This is a genomic window from Marinomonas sp. MED121 (genome assembly GCF_000153025.1).
Taxonomy (GTDB): Bacteria; Pseudomonadota; Gammaproteobacteria; order Pseudomonadales; family Marinomonadaceae; genus Marinomonas.
This window is the reverse complement of the sequence record NZ_CH672430.1, coordinates 148,808-166,370: the sequence shown is the minus strand read 5'-3', so window position 1 is coordinate 166,370 and position 17,563 is coordinate 148,808. Positions and strand designations below refer to the sequence as shown.

The following is a 17,563-nucleotide window of genomic DNA, read 5'->3' as shown; positions in this document are numbered from 1 at the left end:
AGGGCCATCGCTCAACGGATAAAAGGTACTCCGGGGATAACAGGCTGATACCGCCCAAGAGTTCACATCGACGGCGGTGTTTGGCACCTCGATGTCGGCTCATCACATCCTGGGGCTGAAGCCGGTCCCAAGGGTATGGCTGTTCGCCATTTAAAGTGGTACGCGAGCTGGGTTTAGAACGTCGTGAGACAGTTCGGTCCCTATCTGCCGTGGACGTTTGAGATTTGAGAGGAGCTGCTCCTAGTACGAGAGGACCGGAGTGGACGAACCTCTGGTGTTCCGGTTGTCACGCCAGTGGCATTGCCGGGTAGCTACGTTCGGACGGGATAACCGCTGAAAGCATCTAAGCGGGAAGCCTCCCTCAAGATGAGATCTCACTGGAACTTTAAGTTCCCTAAAGAGCCGTTGAAGACTACGACGTTGATAGGCAGGGTGTGTAAGTGCTGTGAGGCATTGAGCTAACCTGTACTAATTGCTCGTGAGGCTTGACCATATAACGCCAAAATGGTTTAGCGTTATATTACGATAAAGCTGGTTTGAAGCTTGGTTATTGTTACTCTAGACTGAAAAGACTAGAGACTATTCAAAAAGTTATTGTTAAAGCATAAGCAAATTCGTCAATGAATAAGCCACAAACAGAGCTTGTTCTGACAAACAGAATTTCTTGATAATCATAGAGTCATTGAACCACCTGATCCCATCCCGAACTCAGCAGTGAAAAGTGGCATCGCCGATGGTAGTGTGGGAGTTCCCATGTGAGAGTAGGTCGTTATCAAGATTGAATTATAAAAAGCCAGTCCAAGTGACTGGCTTTTTTTTACCTAAAATTTACTAGGCAAAGGTAAGAGACAACAGCGTCTGAACCACCTGATTCCATCCCCTTCCCGAATAAAGAGCCAGAAGTGAAAGTGGTGTGGTAATCCCCCCGAAAAATAATAGAGGTAAGTCGTAGCGTTTTCTAATAAGCTAATTACCACTTCAACCACTGAACTTATCTATAAAACCTTATAGAAAGCTAACTTGGTTTTTGAGGGAGAATTTCTTGATAATCACAGAGTCATTGATGATCCCATCCCGCTTCCTACCCCAACTTAAGAAGTAAAAAGAGACATCGCCAATGGCAGTGTGTGAGTTCCTCTTTGTAGACGCCAACATTTCCTAGCTGGCATTAAAAAGCATTAATACAATATGCCTAATACAGCTAGTTATCAAGATGACTTTAGCCACTGAACTTATCTAGGTAATCCCGCTTCCTATTCCAACTACAGAAGTCGCTCTTTATTAGACAGGCTACGCATAACATCACCAATGCTTTTTTTGAAGAGAGCGTGGGAGTTCCTCTTTGTAGACGCCTACATCACCTAGTTGGGATTAAGAAAAGCCTGACCTTTTTGCTCTTTATAAAACCACTCATTTCGTTATCGCGAGAATCTATGTCTTCTCAAATATGAAAATCTTCAATGAACACTTTAAAGTGAGCCGTTAATTTTTGAAATCTTTCAGTTTCTTAATCATAAAGTGTTAAAAAGAGCGAAGTGAATACTGTTCAGATGATGTTTTGTTTGATCTCTTTTAAAATGCCTGTCTTATTAAGTTTAAATTTCCCTAAATTTAAGCCCAACAATTATTTTTAAATAAATGGAGTTTTAAAGTGAAAATAAACATGGCACACCTTAAAGAAAGAGCTACTTCCGGCGGTTGGATTAATTTTGCTATTTTCGATGCTAAATCGACTAATGGCGACAATGACGGGCTTTTGCATCAATTAACACAGTCTGCTCGAACTAATGGGCTACAAGTGGATCAATCCGCGTTAGCATTTCAATCCGGAGGCCGTATGAAATTCTACGGTGATAAAAACCTCGTATCCTATCTGTCAAAAGGTTGGGTTCCACAATGGACTCATCAAATAGACGTATAAAAACCTAGCTAAAGCAGTAAATGCGACCGCTAAAGCGGCGCTTTCTGCTGGCGTTACTCACAATTAATAAATTTATTGTCTTTATCATATTTGGTTTTATGAGCTCATTTGTTCAAGTTAAATGTATTAGTGAGAGGTATAAGGATTTTATTGATACACCCTTAACAATTTATTAGTCTATTCTCAAGCGTTCAAATTTATACAACCTATTAAATTGTTATCGAGAGAATCTCTGTCGCCTCACATCTAAAAAGCTTCAATACGCATCTCAAAATGAGCCGTTAATTTTGGAAATCTTCCAGTTTCTCAATCATAAAGCGTTAAAAAGATCGAAGTGAATACTGTTCAGATGATGTTTTGTTTGATCTCTTTTAAAATGCCTGTCTTATTAAGTTCTAATGTGACATTTTGAGTGCGGTTGATAAATCAGACAAATTGAGCGTGCGTATTATTAAGCTGTGAGATGAATACGGAGAACCTTCCTAGAAAATGGATACTGGAAAAAAAACGAGGCTAGGAATACTTAAGTCTGATGCACAAAGAGACATTATAGACCCTTTCAATGTTCATAATTGGGAGGGTGTTGTTGAAGGCAGCTTTCCAAATGGTGAGTACATTGTCATTACGCTAAAAAAATCTGATGTAGAATTTAAGATAGCCTTATTGTATTCATGTGCTACTGAAAATGGGGTGTATAAAGTTTTAGATCGTACTGTAGATCTTATTGTAGTGAACGGAAGTTTTTATCATCTTGAATCTTTTGCTTATGGGATAGAAACGGAAGTCGTCGAAAAGTCCAGCATACAGTCCTACATTATTAAGTGGAATGCTGAAGTTTCAGAAGGAAAAATATCCTCTGGTGGCCCGGATAAGCCAAAGCTGAAGCCTAGAGAATTCAACAGTTATATCCAATCTGAAAGCCCCATAAACCAAATTTGGAGCAGGATAAAGCAATTCAAAACTAAGGGGCTGGCTAAAAAGCTTGTAATAGAAAGATATGCTTCAGCGGGAATATCCTATTCTGATGAAAGTATAGACTCAAAGGCAGAAGGGCTTGCCTTCTGTATTCAGAACGGATGTGACTACTTTGAAGCTGCTAGCAAGCAAAAATTAAATCAAAGAGTCGTAAGTCTGTATTATGGGGGTATAGCATTTGCCTCAGCTGAAATGCTGGCCTCACCAGAAGGTCCGTCTACTCTAGATGAAGTAGAAAGTATGACTAAATATGGTCATGGCCTTTATACATTTGACTCTACAAGTAAAAATTCATTTGAAGGTTTTGTTGTTGGGGTTCTCTCTAATGGATTTTATAAGAAGTGGATGGATTTTCTAGGCTTTGATACAACGCTATTCCCCTCAAAAAAACCTAAAAAGGCAGAAGATATTGACCTGTCAAAACCAGAAGTTACTACTCTCATAGAACTCTTTTCAAGAGTTCCTGAGTTAGAAGACCTCTTTCTATTAGTAACCAACTCCCCAGCTAATTGGTTAAATTTTCACTACGACAGCGATGCAAATGGATTTAGTTTAAGTCAACCAAGACTAAGGGAAACATACGTAACGATAAATGATATATCTTGTTCAAAAACTAAGGAAGATATTGCTGCTTTGTCGTTACCACTTGAACAGATTGAATATCAGACTTCAGAGTACCCAGGACTTCATTTTAAAGCTCTGGTCAAGCACCCGGATACGGAGTACTGGCACGGCGTAATCAATCAGCATCGAAGTCCGTTTACAGGTAGTAGCATAATTATTCCAGCTTTTGGATCTGTAACCGAATACCGAGCCATATGCGTAGCATTGCTTTATTCGCTCTCAATTCTAGTACGGTATCGGCCAAGCATATGGAGAGAAGTAGTATCAGGAAAGCACGAGAACTATCTGGCTCTAACTGAGGAATTTTTAGATGTATATGAAAGACTTGCACCGCAGGAATTTTTTGAGAATTTGCTATCAAAAAGAGTGCGTGTTACGCAGCCTGGCTCTATGTCTGCTCAGCTATGAAATCATTTAATAAGTCAATCAACTAAGCGCCTTCGGCTCCGGACTCAGCAGAGCTGCAACGGTTATTGAGGCGTTATACCTAAAAGGATAGATCGTGCAGGAAGAAGAAATTACAACAATGGTCTGTTTCCATGATCTGCTAGGTTTTGGAAATATGGTGTCCGTTTCTGGTGGCACGCTAAGCTCTGCCGTAGGTGAAATTGCGCACAAAAGAATCGGAATGCTTAGGGAAACAGTTAATGAAATAAGCAATGATTTTCCTGATGGTACTAAACTATTTCAAATGAATGATTCTGCTATCGCAGTATGTGACCTAGATTATAATATTGGTTCAATGCACATAGATTCGGGGAGCATAGTATCTCAACCACCTCCGGCTGAAGTGGCCAAAAAAGCATTGGAGTTTGTATGCGCTTCTTCAAAACTTCATCAACGAACAATTCAAAAAGAAAGTGAATCTAAAATTGGTCCTGCCGGTAGGAGCTTTATCGTTCTAGGCAAACGGTGGCCAGTTAAGCAATTTGATGATCAAGTTACCGACGTTCCTGAGCTTCAAGCTAATTTAGCATACTCTGAAGCATATGCCGCTGACACGGCTGGTTCAAAACTAGGATTTGGTGGTAGGGCCTGGGATAGTATCTATATTAATGACATGATGTGGTTTTTAATGTCTATTTCTAAAACTGTTATCCCGAATGAAATAAATAATCTTAATGCCAATCTGTCTTGTAGCCCTGGCGTTGAGTTCCCTCAAAAGATAATTGCTCCTAAAAATAACAAACCTATTGAAATAGATATATTTCATCGCAAGCGTACTTTTCACTGCGTAATGTCTCATCATGCAATAGGTATTAGTGATGCAATGCAACCAAAGGTATAACAAGCGCATGTTGTCGGACTGTTTTTCCGCTGCGCTCCAAACCAGCCTCAAATGTGGGTGTTTTTATGCTCAGTCAAAAATTTGAATTAAGGAATGAATAATTGAGAAAGGCTCTCGCTACTGATTTTGGAATTTGGCCTGTTTTGCAAAATATGGCCAGTGTCTCTGATGCAATGTTAGCCAGTAAAGATCAATGGGCTACGTTAGCCAATTATATTCTTCTATACGATCAGGTAATTATTCCTACTGGAAATTTTCAAGTCATTCCCGTACTGAGGCATATGCTAGGTGAAGATATATTTGACGAACTAGTCAGAAATAACATTATTGTTTTTGCTCGTTACGACAAATGGTTTACTTATGGTGGTGGAGGGGCCGGTTTATCATTCTTTGAAGTCTTTCAAGGCCCCAAGCGTAATAATGAAAAATCTAATTTGGCCCACTCCTATTTTCAACCAATGGATGAAGCGATTAATGCTGCATTAGAATTAACAACTCCTATTTCTTCGGCCAACCGTAAACAAGAATTGACAAAACTGTTATTAGGTAACTCTGTTCCCGTTGGGCAAGATCTAGATCCTATTAAATTCCGTGATGAGACTTATCAAGATGTTATGGGTAGTCCTTATTTGAGAGATTTTTTATCATTACGAAATCGAGGCCGGAGTTTAGATAATTTACGCGGGATTAAAAATAATCAAATGAGAGTTTATTCTCCTCATGCAATTCCAGAGGCTAATGAGAGTAAAGAAATTTGGTCATTACTTAGAGTTGGATTTGAAAACTTCGTTCTAAATATTGGTGCGGACATTGGAGCCAATGAGATCACAGGAGATGGAAGTACTCTAGCCCTTCTTAAAGCAAAGGGGCAGCGAATTGGCTCACCAATTGAAGGCAGTGAAGCGCTAACTAAAATTCAAGAGATCTGCGGAATTCCAGATATAGGAAAAGCCTTTGCTAGCAAAGAGTTTTCACCTGAACAGTTACTAGATCTAAGAGAATCTAAGCACAGTCAAGTTTTTAGAGATTGGTTTGCATCTGGTTCTGATACAGAGAAATCTGAAGAAATTGTTCAGAGATATGTTGAGACTATAGGTGAGCCAAGCGTTATTGATAAAATACCAGCTAAAATTTTGCGCTTTGCGGTGACAACTGGAATTGGTGCAATTCAGCCGATTGCTGGGGGAGCAGCAACAGCTTTGGATAGTTTTGTATTGAGTAAGTGGTTTCCAAGTAAATCACCTAGATTATTTCTTAAGCAAGCGAAGTCAATGCAGGTTAAGTCTCAACCTAAAAAACTGACAGCGGCAGCTCCAAAAATTAGTGGAAGGGATAGAAACCGTCCATGTTCTTGTGGTAGTCAAAAGAAATTCAAGAAATGTTGTGGAAAGTAGCAACACACAACAAGGAAACGTATTGTGATAGAAACGTCTCGAACCTCTTTGGTTCTTTTTACTGCGGCTAACGCAGGTCTCGTCTTAAAATACTATGAGGATAATAAGGTGCATCTGGCCCCTTGGGAGCCGATTCGTGATTCAGGCTACCAGACGTTGAATAATTTTAAAGTTATGGGTGAGCAAAGCGAGAAAGACTTTGAAGCAGATAAAGAAGTCAGGTTGGTTGCATTTAACAAAGATCAAACTCAGGTGTTAGGCGTGTGCAACTTTACTGGAATTGTCAAAGGTCCTTTGCAAGCCTGTTTTTTAGGTTATTCCATTGATAAGAGGTTTGAAGGGCAGGGTTTGATGACTGAAATTCTTGACGCTGGTATTGCCTATATTTTTGCAAACTTAAAACTTAATCGCATCATGGCGAATTATATTCCAGCCAATGAGGGCAGTGGTGCTGTGCTTAATAAGCTGGGGTTTGAAAGGGAAGGTTATGCAAGGAAATACTTGAAAATCGCAGGTAAATGGCAAGACCATGTGTTGATGTCAAAGCTGAATGAGTGAGTTAGTTTTCAGAAGGTTTAGCGCCTTAGCTTAAGCTGTCTTTTTAAGCTAAGGCGGTATTGCTTATATGAGCTCTCTTAAGTTGTTTCTTTTCTTCAAGCTGCTTTTTTAGTTGCTTTTTTTTAGCTGCTTCCTTTTTAGTTGCTTCCTTTTTAGTTGCTTTTTTCAGTCTAAGGGGTCTCTTTTCCTGCTTCAGTCTCTGGTGCTGGAGGCGATGTTCTTTCTTTCGCGGTTGCGATTAGTTCTTGGCCTTTCGTTCTTTCGATAGGGTCTATTTCGTGGTGAAGTGCCGCTTTGGCTATCATATTCGCCGCAATCGGTGCGGTAATAATCAAGAATAAGGTGATCAATAATTCACTGATGGACAGGCTTTCTTGGCGATAGGATTGGATGATGCAAGAGGCGATTAGTACACCTGCGATACCTAATGTGGTCGCCTTAGTTGGAGCGTGTAAACGCATATAAACATCGGGTAAGCGTGCTAAACCGATAGAGCCAACTAATAAGAATACACCGCCAAAAACAAGTATGGCTGACGCAATTGCTTCTACATAAAAATTCATAGTTACCTTCTTATTCTATTATGTCGCCGCGCAGCAAGTATTTGCACAGGGCTGATGTACTAACAAAACCAAGCATGGCAATGAGTAGCGCGGCTTCAAAGTAGATGGCGTTTTCAATGGCAATGCCATAGAGGAGTATCAAGGCGATACCATGGATAAACATGGTGTCTAACGCAAGAATCCTATCTGGCAATTTAGGGCCAACGAGCAAACGATATAAGGTTAATATTAATGAGACACACAAGATGAGTCCTACAATTTGAATGGCTATATCTAGCATCCGAATATCTCCTTCAGTGGTGCTTCATAACGAGATTTAACCTCTTCGATTAACTCTTCTGGGTTTTCTAAGTGCAGGGCATGAACATAGAGCCATTTTTGATCTTCAGAGATCTCGGCGCTGACTGTACCTGGGGTTAGAGACACTGTGCTAGCAAGCAAGGTGATGCCTAACTCTGTTTCTATGTCTAATGGTACAGCAACAAATCCAGGGCTTAGTTTTTTGAGAGGACCAACCACTAAGAGAGCCACAGAGAAATTCGCGCTAATGACGTCTCTAAGTACGAGAAATACATAGGAAATGGCAAGCATGGGCTTTTTAATGCGAGGGCGTTCAGTTGTCATACTGCTTACCCCCCAAGGAATAATAATCGCCAAAATGCTTGCTAATAGTATGTGCCCAGCAGAGAGGCTGTTATTTAATAAGAGCCAAATAACAAAGAGCAACATGCTGTGAAAAGGCATAGGGAACAAGCGAAAGCTAGATTGTTTCATTATGATTCCTCAGGCAATAAAGGATACACAGAGACATCCATATTATGAAGGTCAGCAGCGGCTTGGATGACGTATTCGGTCATAGGTCCACCAAAGAGCACAAGTAAAGGTGCACCTAGAATGAGTAAGACAATGGCAGTCACTTCGTAAGGATGTGCTTTTTCAAGTGTGGTGTTTTTAGTATTGGGCGATTTCCAGAAGAGCTTAGAGGTCGCTCTTGAAAAGGCCACCAAGGTAATCAAGCTGCTCATCAAAATCACAGGCCAAATCCATAAACGAGTGGCCATGCTCTCCGCTGAGTTAAGCACCATGACTTTTCCGATGAAGCCAGAGAATGGCGGCATACCGATAATGGTTAAAGCCAGTATGGCAAATCCAAAACCAATGAGTTTAGGTTGAGACAGGGCTCTAGAGTTCACTAGCCTGTCTTCTGCTTGACCTCTTTGCTTGGCAATCACATCTGCTAACAGGAAGAGCCCTGCTGTTACTAGCGTACTGTGCACTATGTAATAAAGCGCGCCCGCGATAGCGAGTTCAGAGTGCAGTGCAGCGGCAACGAGCAAGGTACCAGCAGAGACGACAACCAAATTAGAGGTAAGCAGTTTTAAGGTGGGGCTTGCTAATACACCGAGTGATCCAATCGAAATGGTTAGTATTGCCAAAGGCCATAACCAATCGGCTGAGAAGTTGGCTAGCTCACCAGCATCGTCGCCAAATATCACGGTAAAGACGCGGAAAATACTATAGATACCTACCTTTGTCATGATGGCGAATAAGGCGGCAACGGGGGCGCTGGCCGAAGAGTAGGTTCTAGAAAGCCAGAACTGTAATGGTAGCATGGCGGATTTAAGGCCAAATACTATCAATAGCAGTAGTGCACCAATTTTAGCCAGTATGGTTTCACTTTCTGGAAGTTGGCTGATTTTAACCGCCATATCTGCAATGTTTAAGGTGCCTAATGTGCCATATAGGATACCGAGGCCGAACAGGAATAAGCTAGAGCCAAGCAGGTTGATGACCACATAGTGGACCGCGGCTTGGGTTTTATTCTTACCACCAGAATGCACTAATAGGGCATAAGAGGCGATTAGTAAGACTTCGAAAAAGACGAAGAGGTTAAACAGGTCGCCAGTTAAAAAGGCACCATTGATACCCATGATTTGGAATAAGAAAAGTGGGTGAAAGAATTCACCGCCCTTATCATGATCCGCACAGGCATAAATCATACAGCACAGGGCAAGGAAGCTGGTAAGAAGTACCAATAAAGCAGACACTTTATCAGCCACAAGGACGATACCAAAAGGCGGTGACCATCCACCTAGAATATAGAGCTGCGTGCCTTCAGTAATAACGGTAGCGACTTGCAGTGCAGAAAGGATAGTGAGTATGACTAAGGTACTAATAGATGCGATACGTAACCACTGAATCCTTGAGGATAAAGGGGGTAATAGCATGGCAGATGCAACGAGCAAAGGCAGTAAAATAGGCAGAATTGTCCAGTGTTGCATTTAGTTTATCTCCCCTTTTTTATTCAGCGTCATTGAGGCTGCGACTTCATCAGGGTCTTTTCCATCAACATGGTCGTTACCTAAATCTGCGCGAGCCCTCATGGCGAGGATCACCACAAAGGCCGTCATCGCAAAACCAATAACAATGGCAGTGAGTACCAGTGCTTGAGGCAGTGGGTCTGCATAAATTTCAGACTCTCCCAGGATAACGGCGCTGTTGATCGCAAGACGACCACTGGCAAAGAGAAATAAGTTGACCGCGTAAGACAACATGGTAAGGCCTAATACAACGGAGAAGGTGCGTCCGCGTAGCGTTAAAAAGATACCGCATGCGGTGAGCATACCAACACAAAAAGCGTAAATGCCTTCCATTTATACTTCCTCCTTCTGAATAGGACGTTCGCTGGTGGTTAATTTGCCAAGGTTCGCCAAGATGAGCATGGTCGCACCTATGACTGTCAGGTAAACACCTAGATCAAATATCATGGCGCTGGCTAATTCAAATTTACCCACCACAGGCCAGTAGAAATAATCGAACCAAGAGGTGAGGAAAGGCTTATCAAATGCCCAGCTGCCCACACCCGTTAATGCGGCAATGGCAATACCGCTACCGATTAAGATTTGGTAATCGACTTTTACTCTGTGTTTCATCCAATCAACACCGTGAGCAATGTATTGCTGAATGATGGCAACCGACGTGATTAAGCCTGCAATAAAGCCGCCCCCTGGCATATTGTGGCCACGGAAGAAGATGTAGGCTGACACGAGTAACGCAATAGGTAATAAGCTTTGTGATAAGACAGCCAACATCATAGGGTGTCCATCATTCGACCAAGGGCGGCCTTTGTAGTCACTGCTTGGCATAAAGAGCTTCATGCGGGCAATCAGCTTGTAAATACCTAACGCTGCAATACCTAATACGGTAATTTCTCCCAGCGTATCAAATCCACGGAAATCAACGAGTATGACGTTAACAACATTGGTGCCACCACCGCCAGTTTTACTATTGGCAATGAAGAAGTCCGAAATGCTGCTTAATGGGCGAGTCAGTAGGGCATAACAAATGGTGCCGATTAGACCACCGACCACCGCAGAGATGCCCAAGTCACGAATAAGACGACGAGGATTGGACTGCTTTTGCGCTCTTTGGGGTAAGAAGAATAAAGACAGCATGAGTAATACGGCGGTGACCACTTCTACCGATAATTGCGTTAAAGCAAGGTCAGGCGCAGAGAAGCGTGCAAAGGCTAACGACACCACAAAGCCGACGATGGATAAGGAAATTAATGCCAGCATCCTGCGTCTATGACAAATGGCGGTTGTGAGTGCACCTATGACCAATAAAACGGCTGCGGTGACATCGACAATGTTATAAGGCAACTCAGGGCGCACACCCAAGGTTGTACTTAAATCCATCAGCGGTGCTGCCATCATGATGGCCGCTAAACTAATGAGTAAGTAGTTATACCTTTGTAATGACCCATTCTCTAATAAGTTAAAGAGGGTGGTTGAGCGCTTAATGATATTTTTGACGATCTTATCAAATATTAGTTTTGCATCAGGTTCAGAGAAGTTGGCTTGAAAGGCAAACAAATGCTGCCTGAAGTAGTAGATAACCAAGCCACCGGCTGTTGCGACAAAACTCATTAATAATGGGTAATTAAAACCATGCCAGATAGATAGGCTGTATTCAGGAACAGGACCATTTATCGCGGCCAAGGAAGCAGCATACAATAAATCACCAATAATAAAGCCTGGGAAGATACCCACTAATAAACACAAGGCGACCAATATTTCGACCGGCACTCGCATGTAACGGGGAGCTTCATGGGGCGTTTTAGGTAAATTGATTGGCTCACCATTAAAGAAAACGTCGTGTATAAAGCGCATTGAATAAGCCACCGCAAATACGGCGCCGACAGTTGCCAATACGGGAATCATCCAAGAAAGTGAGCCAAGTGCCGCTTGGTGTAGGGTTTCAGTAAAGAACATCTCTTTAGATAAGAAACCATTTAATAGCGGTACACCGGCCATGGAAGAGGCTGCCACCATGGCAAGGGTTGCCGTATGGGGCATGTATTTCCACAAGCCGTTTAGTTGTCGCATATCCCTTGAGCCTGTTTCATGGTCAATGATACCCGCGGCCATGAAAAGGGACGCCTTAAAGGTGGCGTGGTTGATGATATGAAAGAGTGCCGCCACAGTAGAGAGGCGAGTATCCAAGCCTAACAGCAAAGTAATCAGACCAAGGTGACTGATGGTTGAATAAGCCAGTAGCCCTTTTAAGTCGTGTTTAAATAGGGCGATATAGGCACCCAGTAATAGTGTGGTTAAACCCGTTAAACTTACGATTAAAAACCAGAGTTCAGTATCTGCTAAAACAGGGTGCATGCGAGCCATCAAGAAGATGCCCGCTTTTACCATGGTGGCTGAGTGTAAATAAGCGCTGACAGGTGTGGGGGCTGCCATGGCATGCGGCAACCAGAAATGGAACGGAAATTGTGCCGACTTTGTGAAAGCACCTAATAAGAATAAAACCAGAATAACAGGATAAGCAGAGTGCGCGCGGATGATTTCGCCGCTTTCTAAAATGACTTGCAAAGAGTAGCTGTCTACCACATTACCTAAAATGATAATGCCGGCCAGTAGGCACAAACCACCTGCCCCTGTGATTGTTAGCGCCATTCGGGCGCCTTTGCGCGCTTCAGACTTATGGCCCCAGAAGCTAATCAGTAAGAAGGAGCTGATGCTGGTTAATTCCCAAAACATCCACATTTGCAGTAAGTTGTCGGAAAGCGCCACACCTAGCATGGAGAACATGAACAACATTAAAAAAGAGTAGAATTTACCAATCGAATCGTTGGGTGATAGGTAATAACGAGCGTATAAAATAACCAGTAGGCCTATGCCTAAGATTAAGATGGAGAATAAGAGGGATAACCCGTCTAAACGAAAGGCAATGTTTAGGTTTAATAGGGGGATCCACTGAGCGGCGGCGTAATGGTTTTCACCATTGAGCACATCCGGTGTCATTTGTGCGACCAGTAAGAGTGCAATAAAGGGGAGAATAGCGGTGAATAATGTACAGACGTTACGGTGATAACGTGCGGTAAGAAGAGGAACTAAACTGCCTAATAAGGGCAGTAAAGGCAGCCAGAGTAAGGTATTCAACTATGATGCTCCTGCATTAAAAAATAACAAACTGGTCGATGTTTCTATATATCAAAAATAACAAATTAAAGGGGCTTAAAAGATAACCAGAGAGAAAGGTTATACAGTTAAGGGTAATTTTATCACGCTAGTCAATCCAACTTCTGCTTCAAAAAATATCTCTTATCTATGGGTTTAATCGTGCTGGTAAAAGGTCGGTATCAAACGTCTTATCTCAATGAGATTTAGACTAATGAACGCTAGCGCCATTTGATTCACTGTCGTTCGCTTCAAAGTAAGGCATAAGCCTAAATTAACCCCTAGTATTGATAATGAAAGACAGGGTTAGAATCATAACGTTTTAACTGACTATTTTATGAAGAAGATAGCTTAAAAGATATAGTTACGCTACCAAAAGAAAACAAGCCTGTCTTACAATAAATTGCCAAAGAAATCATTAACCTAGAAAATCTTGCAAACTAAAAATGATGAATCGACGCTGAATTCTAAAATTGAAGGCAGACTATCAAATGGGCATGAAAAAGAAAAGGTTCGGCTAGAAATTCCCACCAGATAGCCGTTATAGGGAAAGATGATGTGTTGAGCTTGAACTTAATCGATTGATCGTCTTCTCTCTAAAAAGCGAAAACCCACTTTTAGCTGCTGCATCAAGCAGATGGCTAGGGAACCTGCGAATAAGTCCTCCCGCCTCAGCGTGTGGATAAAAGCCGCTAGATTTATGGCGAGGAGCGCAACTTAATAGTTATTCTATTGATAAGGTTCTCAACATAAAGATAGGGCTTTTAGACCACGCCCTTCGGGTCTTTAAATAATACCTACTCGGCATTTCAGAAAAAGTAACACCCTGTGTTGTTACTTCTCGAAAGGTACCTACAATGACTTTCTATTAATAAACGCAAAGTAACGCCTTGTGTGACACTTTTTCCCCATATACCTTAAAAGAGCAGACTGGGAAGAGGTGACTTAATCGCAGGTTCCCTAGTGTACATGGCGCATTAAAAGTGGGGTTATTTTTTAAATTAAAGAATTTGCTTGAGAATGTGGTCGGCTTTAACTCTATGAATGCGTTTCATCAGCTTTTTGACCTCATTAGGATAACTATTCACGTTATCTATCATCAAATAGCTCCTTACACGCTTAGTGTGTTTCATGATCTGATCTAGCTCTTGCTTGTTTTGTTCTAGCAGTAATTGGTGCTTGTCATGAATTAAGATGGCATTTTCTAAATCTAGCTTCCAAGCTCTCGGGTTCAGGTTATTACCTGTAATCATCATGTATTCTTGATCGACCCAAATACCCTTTAAGTGAAAGCTATTATTGTCGTGACGCCAAAGGTGTAATGATAATTGACCTTTGTTAATCGCCATCTCATTTTGCTTGGCAAACTTTCTTAAATTAACTTCGTATAAATAAGGGAGACCAGCGATCGTTGTGAAGGGTTGGCTTGGCGGAATAAAAAAGTCATTAGCGGTTTTGTCGCCAATAATAATGTTGATGTTTACGCCACGCTTGAGAGCGAGTTTAATTTCTCGGCTAACTAATCTTGGAAAATTGAAATAAGGGGTGCAAATGGTGATTTCTTTTTGTGCACTTCCAAGCAAGGTGCAGATATGTTTGTTTAAACGGTTTTTGCGTTTTCCTAACCCTATCAGTGGGGTTAGGCCCACTTGATGATTGTCTATGGTTTGCTTTTCAAAACTGTAACTGGCGCTTTGTAATTGCGTTCTAAGGTCTTTAATTGCACCTTTAATGGTTTTGGTGGTGGGACGCGAGTGTTTGTTTAAACAGTTAACCGCCTCACTTTGGGATAAGGTCGAGATAATAAACTCAGCCATGGTATTAGCTAGGGCAATATTCTGAAACACGTGATATCTGTCGTAACGGTATTTATTGTTTTGGGCTAAATAAATATCATTTAAGCTTGCGCCGCTGTATATCACTTTATCGTCAATAATGAAGCCTTTTAAGTGAAGTACGCCAAATACTTCCCTATTACGAACGGGGACACCTAATACCTGAATCTGATGTTCATAGGTGTTTGCAAACTCGCGATAAAAAGCGGCATTTCCGTCTGATTTATTCGCCCCTATTAAGCCTCGTTGTGCCCTGTGCCAATCGACTAACACCCTAATGTCTAATTGAGGGTTAGCTTGTTTCGCCTCATACAGGGCCGTCATAATATTACGGCCAGCGGTATCGTCTTGAAGGTATAAGGCAACTAGGTAAATTCTGTCTTTGGCTTGGCTTATTTCAAGGTGTAAGCGTTCACGAAATGAACCTGCATCAAGCAGTGTGTCTAAATTCTCTGGCGCATGGGCAATGCAAGGAAGTTTGTCCAAGCGCTGCTTGTTAGCAATGGCTAAATCCATTCTCGTCTCGATGTTCGTACAATCTAAAAATAAAAGGGAAAACTAAAAAGAGCGCGATTATAACAGAAAAATATAAAAATCTTCTATCTCTTAGATGACGAGCTTTTGGCCTGCATTTCAGCTTATCAATCCGGCAATAAAATAAAGAAATTAGGGCCCTGAGTATAAGGAAATAGAGGATAGAGCAGACTTTGTTGATACTATTAACCCCATCAAGATTTAACCGGAGCTGAGCAATGAAACAAACCATAGTACATATCTCATTAGTGGTAAAAGATTATGATGAGGCGATCGATTTTTATGTCAATAAACTCAAGTTTGATTTGATTGAAGACCTTTATTTACCCGAAGAAGATAAACGCTGGGTTGTGGTTGCGCCTCCTGGCTCAAAAGAAATGAGTCTGTTACTCGCCAGAGCCTCGAAACCAGAACAAGAAGACTTCATCGGTTATCAATCTGGAGGGCGTGTTTTCTTGTTTTTGAATACAGATGATTTTTGGCGTGATTATGAGAGGATGAAAGGCCTAGGCATTGAGTTTGTGAGGGACCCTAAAGATCAGCCTTATGGCACAGTCGCTGTGTTTAAAGACTTGTATGGTAACTTGTGGGATTTACTCCAATTAAAAGAAGATCATCCTGTTATGTCTCGCATGTTAGCCAGAGCAAGTGAGTAAGGCATGAGGAAGAATAGGGTAAGAGGAAGAGTAGGGTATGAGGGAGAACCGAGTGACAGAGTTACAGATCAGAAAAATGAGCCAAGAAGAGCTTGGTTTAGCACTAAGCTGGGCGGCGCTTGAAGGCTGGAATCCTGGGCTTCATGATGCAAAAACCTATTACCTTGCAGACCCTCATGGCTTTTTATTGGCCGAATTAGAGGGTGAGCCAATTGGTTGTATTTCGGCGATTAAGTACTCGGCTGATTTTGCCTTTATTGGCTTTTATCTCGTTAAGCCTGAATATCGAGGCCAAGGTTATGGTATGCAACTTTGGCAAGCGGCACTGTCTTATTTGTCGGGCTGCAATATTGGCTTAGATGGTGTGGCTGCACAGCAAGAAAACTATCAAAAGTCAGGCTTTGAACTGGCTTATGCCAATGTGCGTTTTCAGGGAGGCGTTAGTTTAGAGAATAGCAATAAATTAGATAAGCTTAAAGGCGCTTTAGTGCCTCTTAAAACGTTACCGCTTTCATCATTAATGGCCTATGAGAAAGCCTTTTTTCCTGCCGATCGTACTGCATTTATGCAAGCTTGGGTTGAACAGGAGGATGCAAATGCTTTGGCTTATGTTGATGAGGGTAAGGTGCAAGGTTATGGGGTAATCAGGCAATGCCAATCAGGTTATAAAATCGCCCCTTTGTTTGCTGATTCACAAGAGATAGCGAGGTCTTTAATCACTGCGTTAACGGCTAATCTGGCTAAAGGAAGTGAATTCTTTTTAGATGTACCCGCTTGTCATCAAGAGGCCATGCTATTTGCAAAAGAGTTTGCCATGGTGCCGGTATTTGAAACCGCTCGCATGTACACTCAAACCAAACCAGAGCTCCCGTTAAATCGCATTTATGGTGTGACATCTTTTGAGATAGGTTAAAAGATAAGGCAAACTTTTCAAACTATAAAAAGAATTTGTATTATGAAATGATATTTTCTCGAATCTAGAGCGTTAGAGCCATACAATATAAGGCGTTATTTTGTTGATGAGATCCTCATCAATTTTTACATTTTTAATTAATAGGAATCACGCCATGAGCATTACTCGCTTGCAAACAGACGAAAGAGTTAGCCGCATTGTTATTCATAATGAGACGGTTTACCTTTGTGGCCAAGTGCCACATGATGTGACTGAAGATATGGCAGGTCAGACAAAATCTGTACTTGCTCGCATTGATGAGCATTTAAAAGAAGCGGGTACTGATAATACTAAAATCCTTTCTGCCCTTATTCATGTTAAAGACAATAAAGATGTACCAACATTTAATGCCTTGTGGAATGAGTGGTTACCAATGGGGTATGCACCTGCTCGAACGTGCGTTCAAGCGACTATGGTTCGTGATACTGTTTTAGTTGAAGTGACGGTAACCGCCGCTCTTTAAGGGAATAGAATCCATAAGCCGTAGCATTTTCGGATGTTGCGGCTTTTTTGTGTCTATAGGGAAAGTGCCTGGTTTTTAGGAATAGCACTTAGTTTTTAGGGATAGCACTTGGTTTTTGGCGCTGAATGTCATAACAAAGTTAAAAAGAAGTCCAATGAAGAAACATGCTTTTCGCTTAAGCGTTTGTATCATGTTAAATATTGGGTGTATTCACATGACGTTTGGTCAACGCGTTTCAATATTGGACTTAAAAGGTGAGCTTAGGAAGCAAGCTAAACAGATTGACTCTGCATTGATGCCTAGATAGCTAAATACCTAAAGCGCCGAAC

General features: G+C 41.6%; 15 protein-coding genes, 1 rRNA gene and 2 other annotated features. Of the genes, 9 read left to right on the top strand and 7 right to left on the bottom strand.

Annotation, left to right across the window (positions count from 1 at the left end; all coding sequences use genetic code 11):
• Positions 1 to 35 precede the first annotated feature (35 nt).
• Positions 36 to 195: a sequence feature (23S ribosomal RNA rRNA prediction is too short), on the top strand.
• Positions 196 to 214: 19 nt separating this feature from the next.
• Positions 215 to 480 (top strand) — a sequence feature (23S ribosomal RNA rRNA prediction is too short).
• A 183-nt stretch (positions 481 to 663) separates the two neighbouring features.
• The 6 genes from rrf to MED121_RS08715 all read left to right on the top strand — a co-directional run bounded on the left by rrf (position 664) and on the right by MED121_RS08715 (position 6,760).
• A 5S ribosomal RNA gene (gene rrf, locus MED121_RS08740) occupies positions 664 to 778 on the top strand.
• 873 nt (positions 779 to 1,651) lie between these two features.
• The gene (locus MED121_RS08735; protein WP_036179807.1) at positions 1,652 to 1,921 is read left to right on the top strand and encodes a hypothetical protein; all 270 of its coding nucleotides are present in this window, start codon (positions 1,652 to 1,654) and stop codon (positions 1,919 to 1,921) included.
• Positions 1,922 to 2,410: 489 nt separating this feature from the next.
• Positions 2,411 to 3,928: a YaaC family protein gene (locus MED121_RS08730; RefSeq protein WP_009833303.1), complete on the top strand. Its 1,518-nt coding sequence runs from the start codon at positions 2,411 to 2,413 to the stop codon at positions 3,926 to 3,928.
• 94 nt (positions 3,929 to 4,022) lie between these two features.
• On the top strand, positions 4,023 to 4,808 hold the full coding sequence (locus tag MED121_RS08725; RefSeq protein WP_009833302.1) for a hypothetical protein: 786 nt from the start codon (positions 4,023 to 4,025) through the stop codon (positions 4,806 to 4,808).
• Between the two features lie 101 nt (positions 4,809 to 4,909).
• Complete coding sequence (locus MED121_RS08720) at positions 4,910 to 6,202, top strand: SEC-C metal-binding domain-containing protein (protein WP_036179803.1); 1,293 nt, start codon at positions 4,910 to 4,912, stop codon at positions 6,200 to 6,202.
• A 24-nt stretch (positions 6,203 to 6,226) separates the two neighbouring features.
• Positions 6,227 to 6,760, top strand: coding sequence for a GNAT family N-acetyltransferase (locus MED121_RS08715; protein WP_009833300.1), 534 nt, complete (start codon positions 6,227 to 6,229; stop codon positions 6,758 to 6,760).
• A gap of 170 nt (positions 6,761 to 6,930) precedes the next feature.
• Here MED121_RS08715 and MED121_RS08710 read toward each other — a convergent pair whose 3' ends face one another.
• The 7 genes from MED121_RS08710 to pssA all read right to left on the bottom strand — a co-directional run bounded on the left by MED121_RS08710 (position 6,931) and on the right by pssA (position 15,145).
• Positions 6,931 to 7,323, bottom strand: a complete 393-nt coding sequence (locus MED121_RS08710; RefSeq protein ID WP_009833299.1) for a Na+/H+ antiporter subunit G — start codon at positions 7,321 to 7,323, stop codon at positions 6,931 to 6,933.
• A 10-nt stretch (positions 7,324 to 7,333) separates the two neighbouring features.
• A complete protein-coding gene (locus MED121_RS08705) occupies positions 7,334 to 7,603 on the bottom strand; it encodes a K+/H+ antiporter subunit F (RefSeq protein ID WP_009833298.1) in 270 nt (89 codons plus the stop codon).
• Positions 7,597 to 8,097 carry a Na+/H+ antiporter subunit E gene (locus tag MED121_RS08700; protein ID WP_009833297.1) on the bottom strand — a complete coding sequence of 167 codons (501 nt, stop codon included), beginning with the start codon at positions 8,095 to 8,097 and terminating at the stop codon, positions 7,597 to 7,599. Before MED121_RS08700 ends, MED121_RS08705 begins: the two co-directional genes overlap by 7 nt.
• Positions 8,097 to 9,605 (bottom strand): monovalent cation/H+ antiporter subunit D, encoded by a 1,509-nt coding sequence (locus MED121_RS08695; RefSeq protein ID WP_009833296.1) that lies wholly within the window; start codon positions 9,603 to 9,605, stop codon positions 8,097 to 8,099. The genes MED121_RS08700 and MED121_RS08695 overlap by 1 nt, the downstream gene beginning before the upstream one ends.
• Complete coding sequence (locus MED121_RS08690) at positions 9,606 to 9,977, bottom strand: Na+/H+ antiporter subunit C (RefSeq protein WP_009833295.1); 372 nt, start codon at positions 9,975 to 9,977, stop codon at positions 9,606 to 9,608. It abuts the gene before it with no gap.
• On the bottom strand, positions 9,978 to 12,776 hold the full coding sequence (locus MED121_RS08685) for a monovalent cation/H+ antiporter subunit A (protein WP_009833294.1): 2,799 nt from the start codon (positions 12,774 to 12,776) through the stop codon (positions 9,978 to 9,980).
• A 1,019-nt stretch (positions 12,777 to 13,795) separates the two neighbouring features.
• The gene (pssA, locus tag MED121_RS08680) at positions 13,796 to 15,145 is read right to left on the bottom strand and encodes a CDP-diacylglycerol--serine O-phosphatidyltransferase (RefSeq protein ID WP_009833293.1); all 1,350 of its coding nucleotides are present in this window, start codon (positions 15,143 to 15,145) and stop codon (positions 13,796 to 13,798) included.
• A gap of 236 nt (positions 15,146 to 15,381) precedes the next feature.
• On the opposite strand from pssA, the gene MED121_RS08675 reads away from it, so the two are divergent.
• From MED121_RS08675 to MED121_RS08665, 3 genes are all read left to right on the top strand, one after another.
• Positions 15,382 to 15,819 carry a VOC family protein gene (locus tag MED121_RS08675; RefSeq protein ID WP_009833292.1) on the top strand — a complete coding sequence of 146 codons (438 nt, stop codon included), beginning with the start codon at positions 15,382 to 15,384 and terminating at the stop codon, positions 15,817 to 15,819.
• A 52-nt stretch (positions 15,820 to 15,871) separates the two neighbouring features.
• Positions 15,872 to 16,732, top strand: a complete 861-nt coding sequence (locus tag MED121_RS08670) for a GNAT family N-acetyltransferase (protein WP_242603194.1) — start codon at positions 15,872 to 15,874, stop codon at positions 16,730 to 16,732.
• A gap of 154 nt (positions 16,733 to 16,886) precedes the next feature.
• Positions 16,887 to 17,234: a RidA family protein gene (locus MED121_RS08665; RefSeq protein ID WP_009833290.1), complete on the top strand. Its 348-nt coding sequence runs from the start codon at positions 16,887 to 16,889 to the stop codon at positions 17,232 to 17,234.
• The last annotated feature ends 329 nt before the right edge of the window (positions 17,235 to 17,563 follow it).

Excerpts from the sequence above, each read along its gene's own strand:
- MED121_RS08695 (WP_009833296.1), bottom strand. The coding sequence starts at position 9,605 with ATGCAACACTGGACAATTCTGCCTATTTTACTGCCTTTGCTCGTTGCA.
- MED121_RS08705 (WP_009833298.1), bottom strand. The coding sequence starts at position 7,603 with ATGCTAGATATAGCCATTCAAATTGTAGGACTCATCTTGTGTGTCTCA.
- MED121_RS08675 (WP_009833292.1), top strand. The coding sequence starts at position 15,382 with ATGAAACAAACCATAGTACATATCTCATTAGTGGTAAAAGATTATGAT.
- MED121_RS08710 (WP_009833299.1), bottom strand. The coding sequence starts at position 7,323 with ATGAATTTTTATGTAGAAGCAATTGCGTCAGCCATACTTGTTTTTGGC.
- MED121_RS08665 (WP_009833290.1), top strand. The coding sequence starts at position 16,887 with ATGAGCATTACTCGCTTGCAAACAGACGAAAGAGTTAGCCGCATTGTT.
- MED121_RS08730 (WP_009833303.1), top strand. The coding sequence starts at position 2,411 with ATGGATACTGGAAAAAAAACGAGGCTAGGAATACTTAAGTCTGATGCA.
- MED121_RS08690 (WP_009833295.1), bottom strand. The coding sequence starts at position 9,977 with ATGGAAGGCATTTACGCTTTTTGTGTTGGTATGCTCACCGCATGCGGT.
- pssA (WP_009833293.1), bottom strand. The coding sequence starts at position 15,145 with ATGGATTTAGCCATTGCTAACAAGCAGCGCTTGGACAAACTTCCTTGC.
- MED121_RS08700 (WP_009833297.1), bottom strand. The coding sequence starts at position 8,097 with ATGAAACAATCTAGCTTTCGCTTGTTCCCTATGCCTTTTCACAGCATG.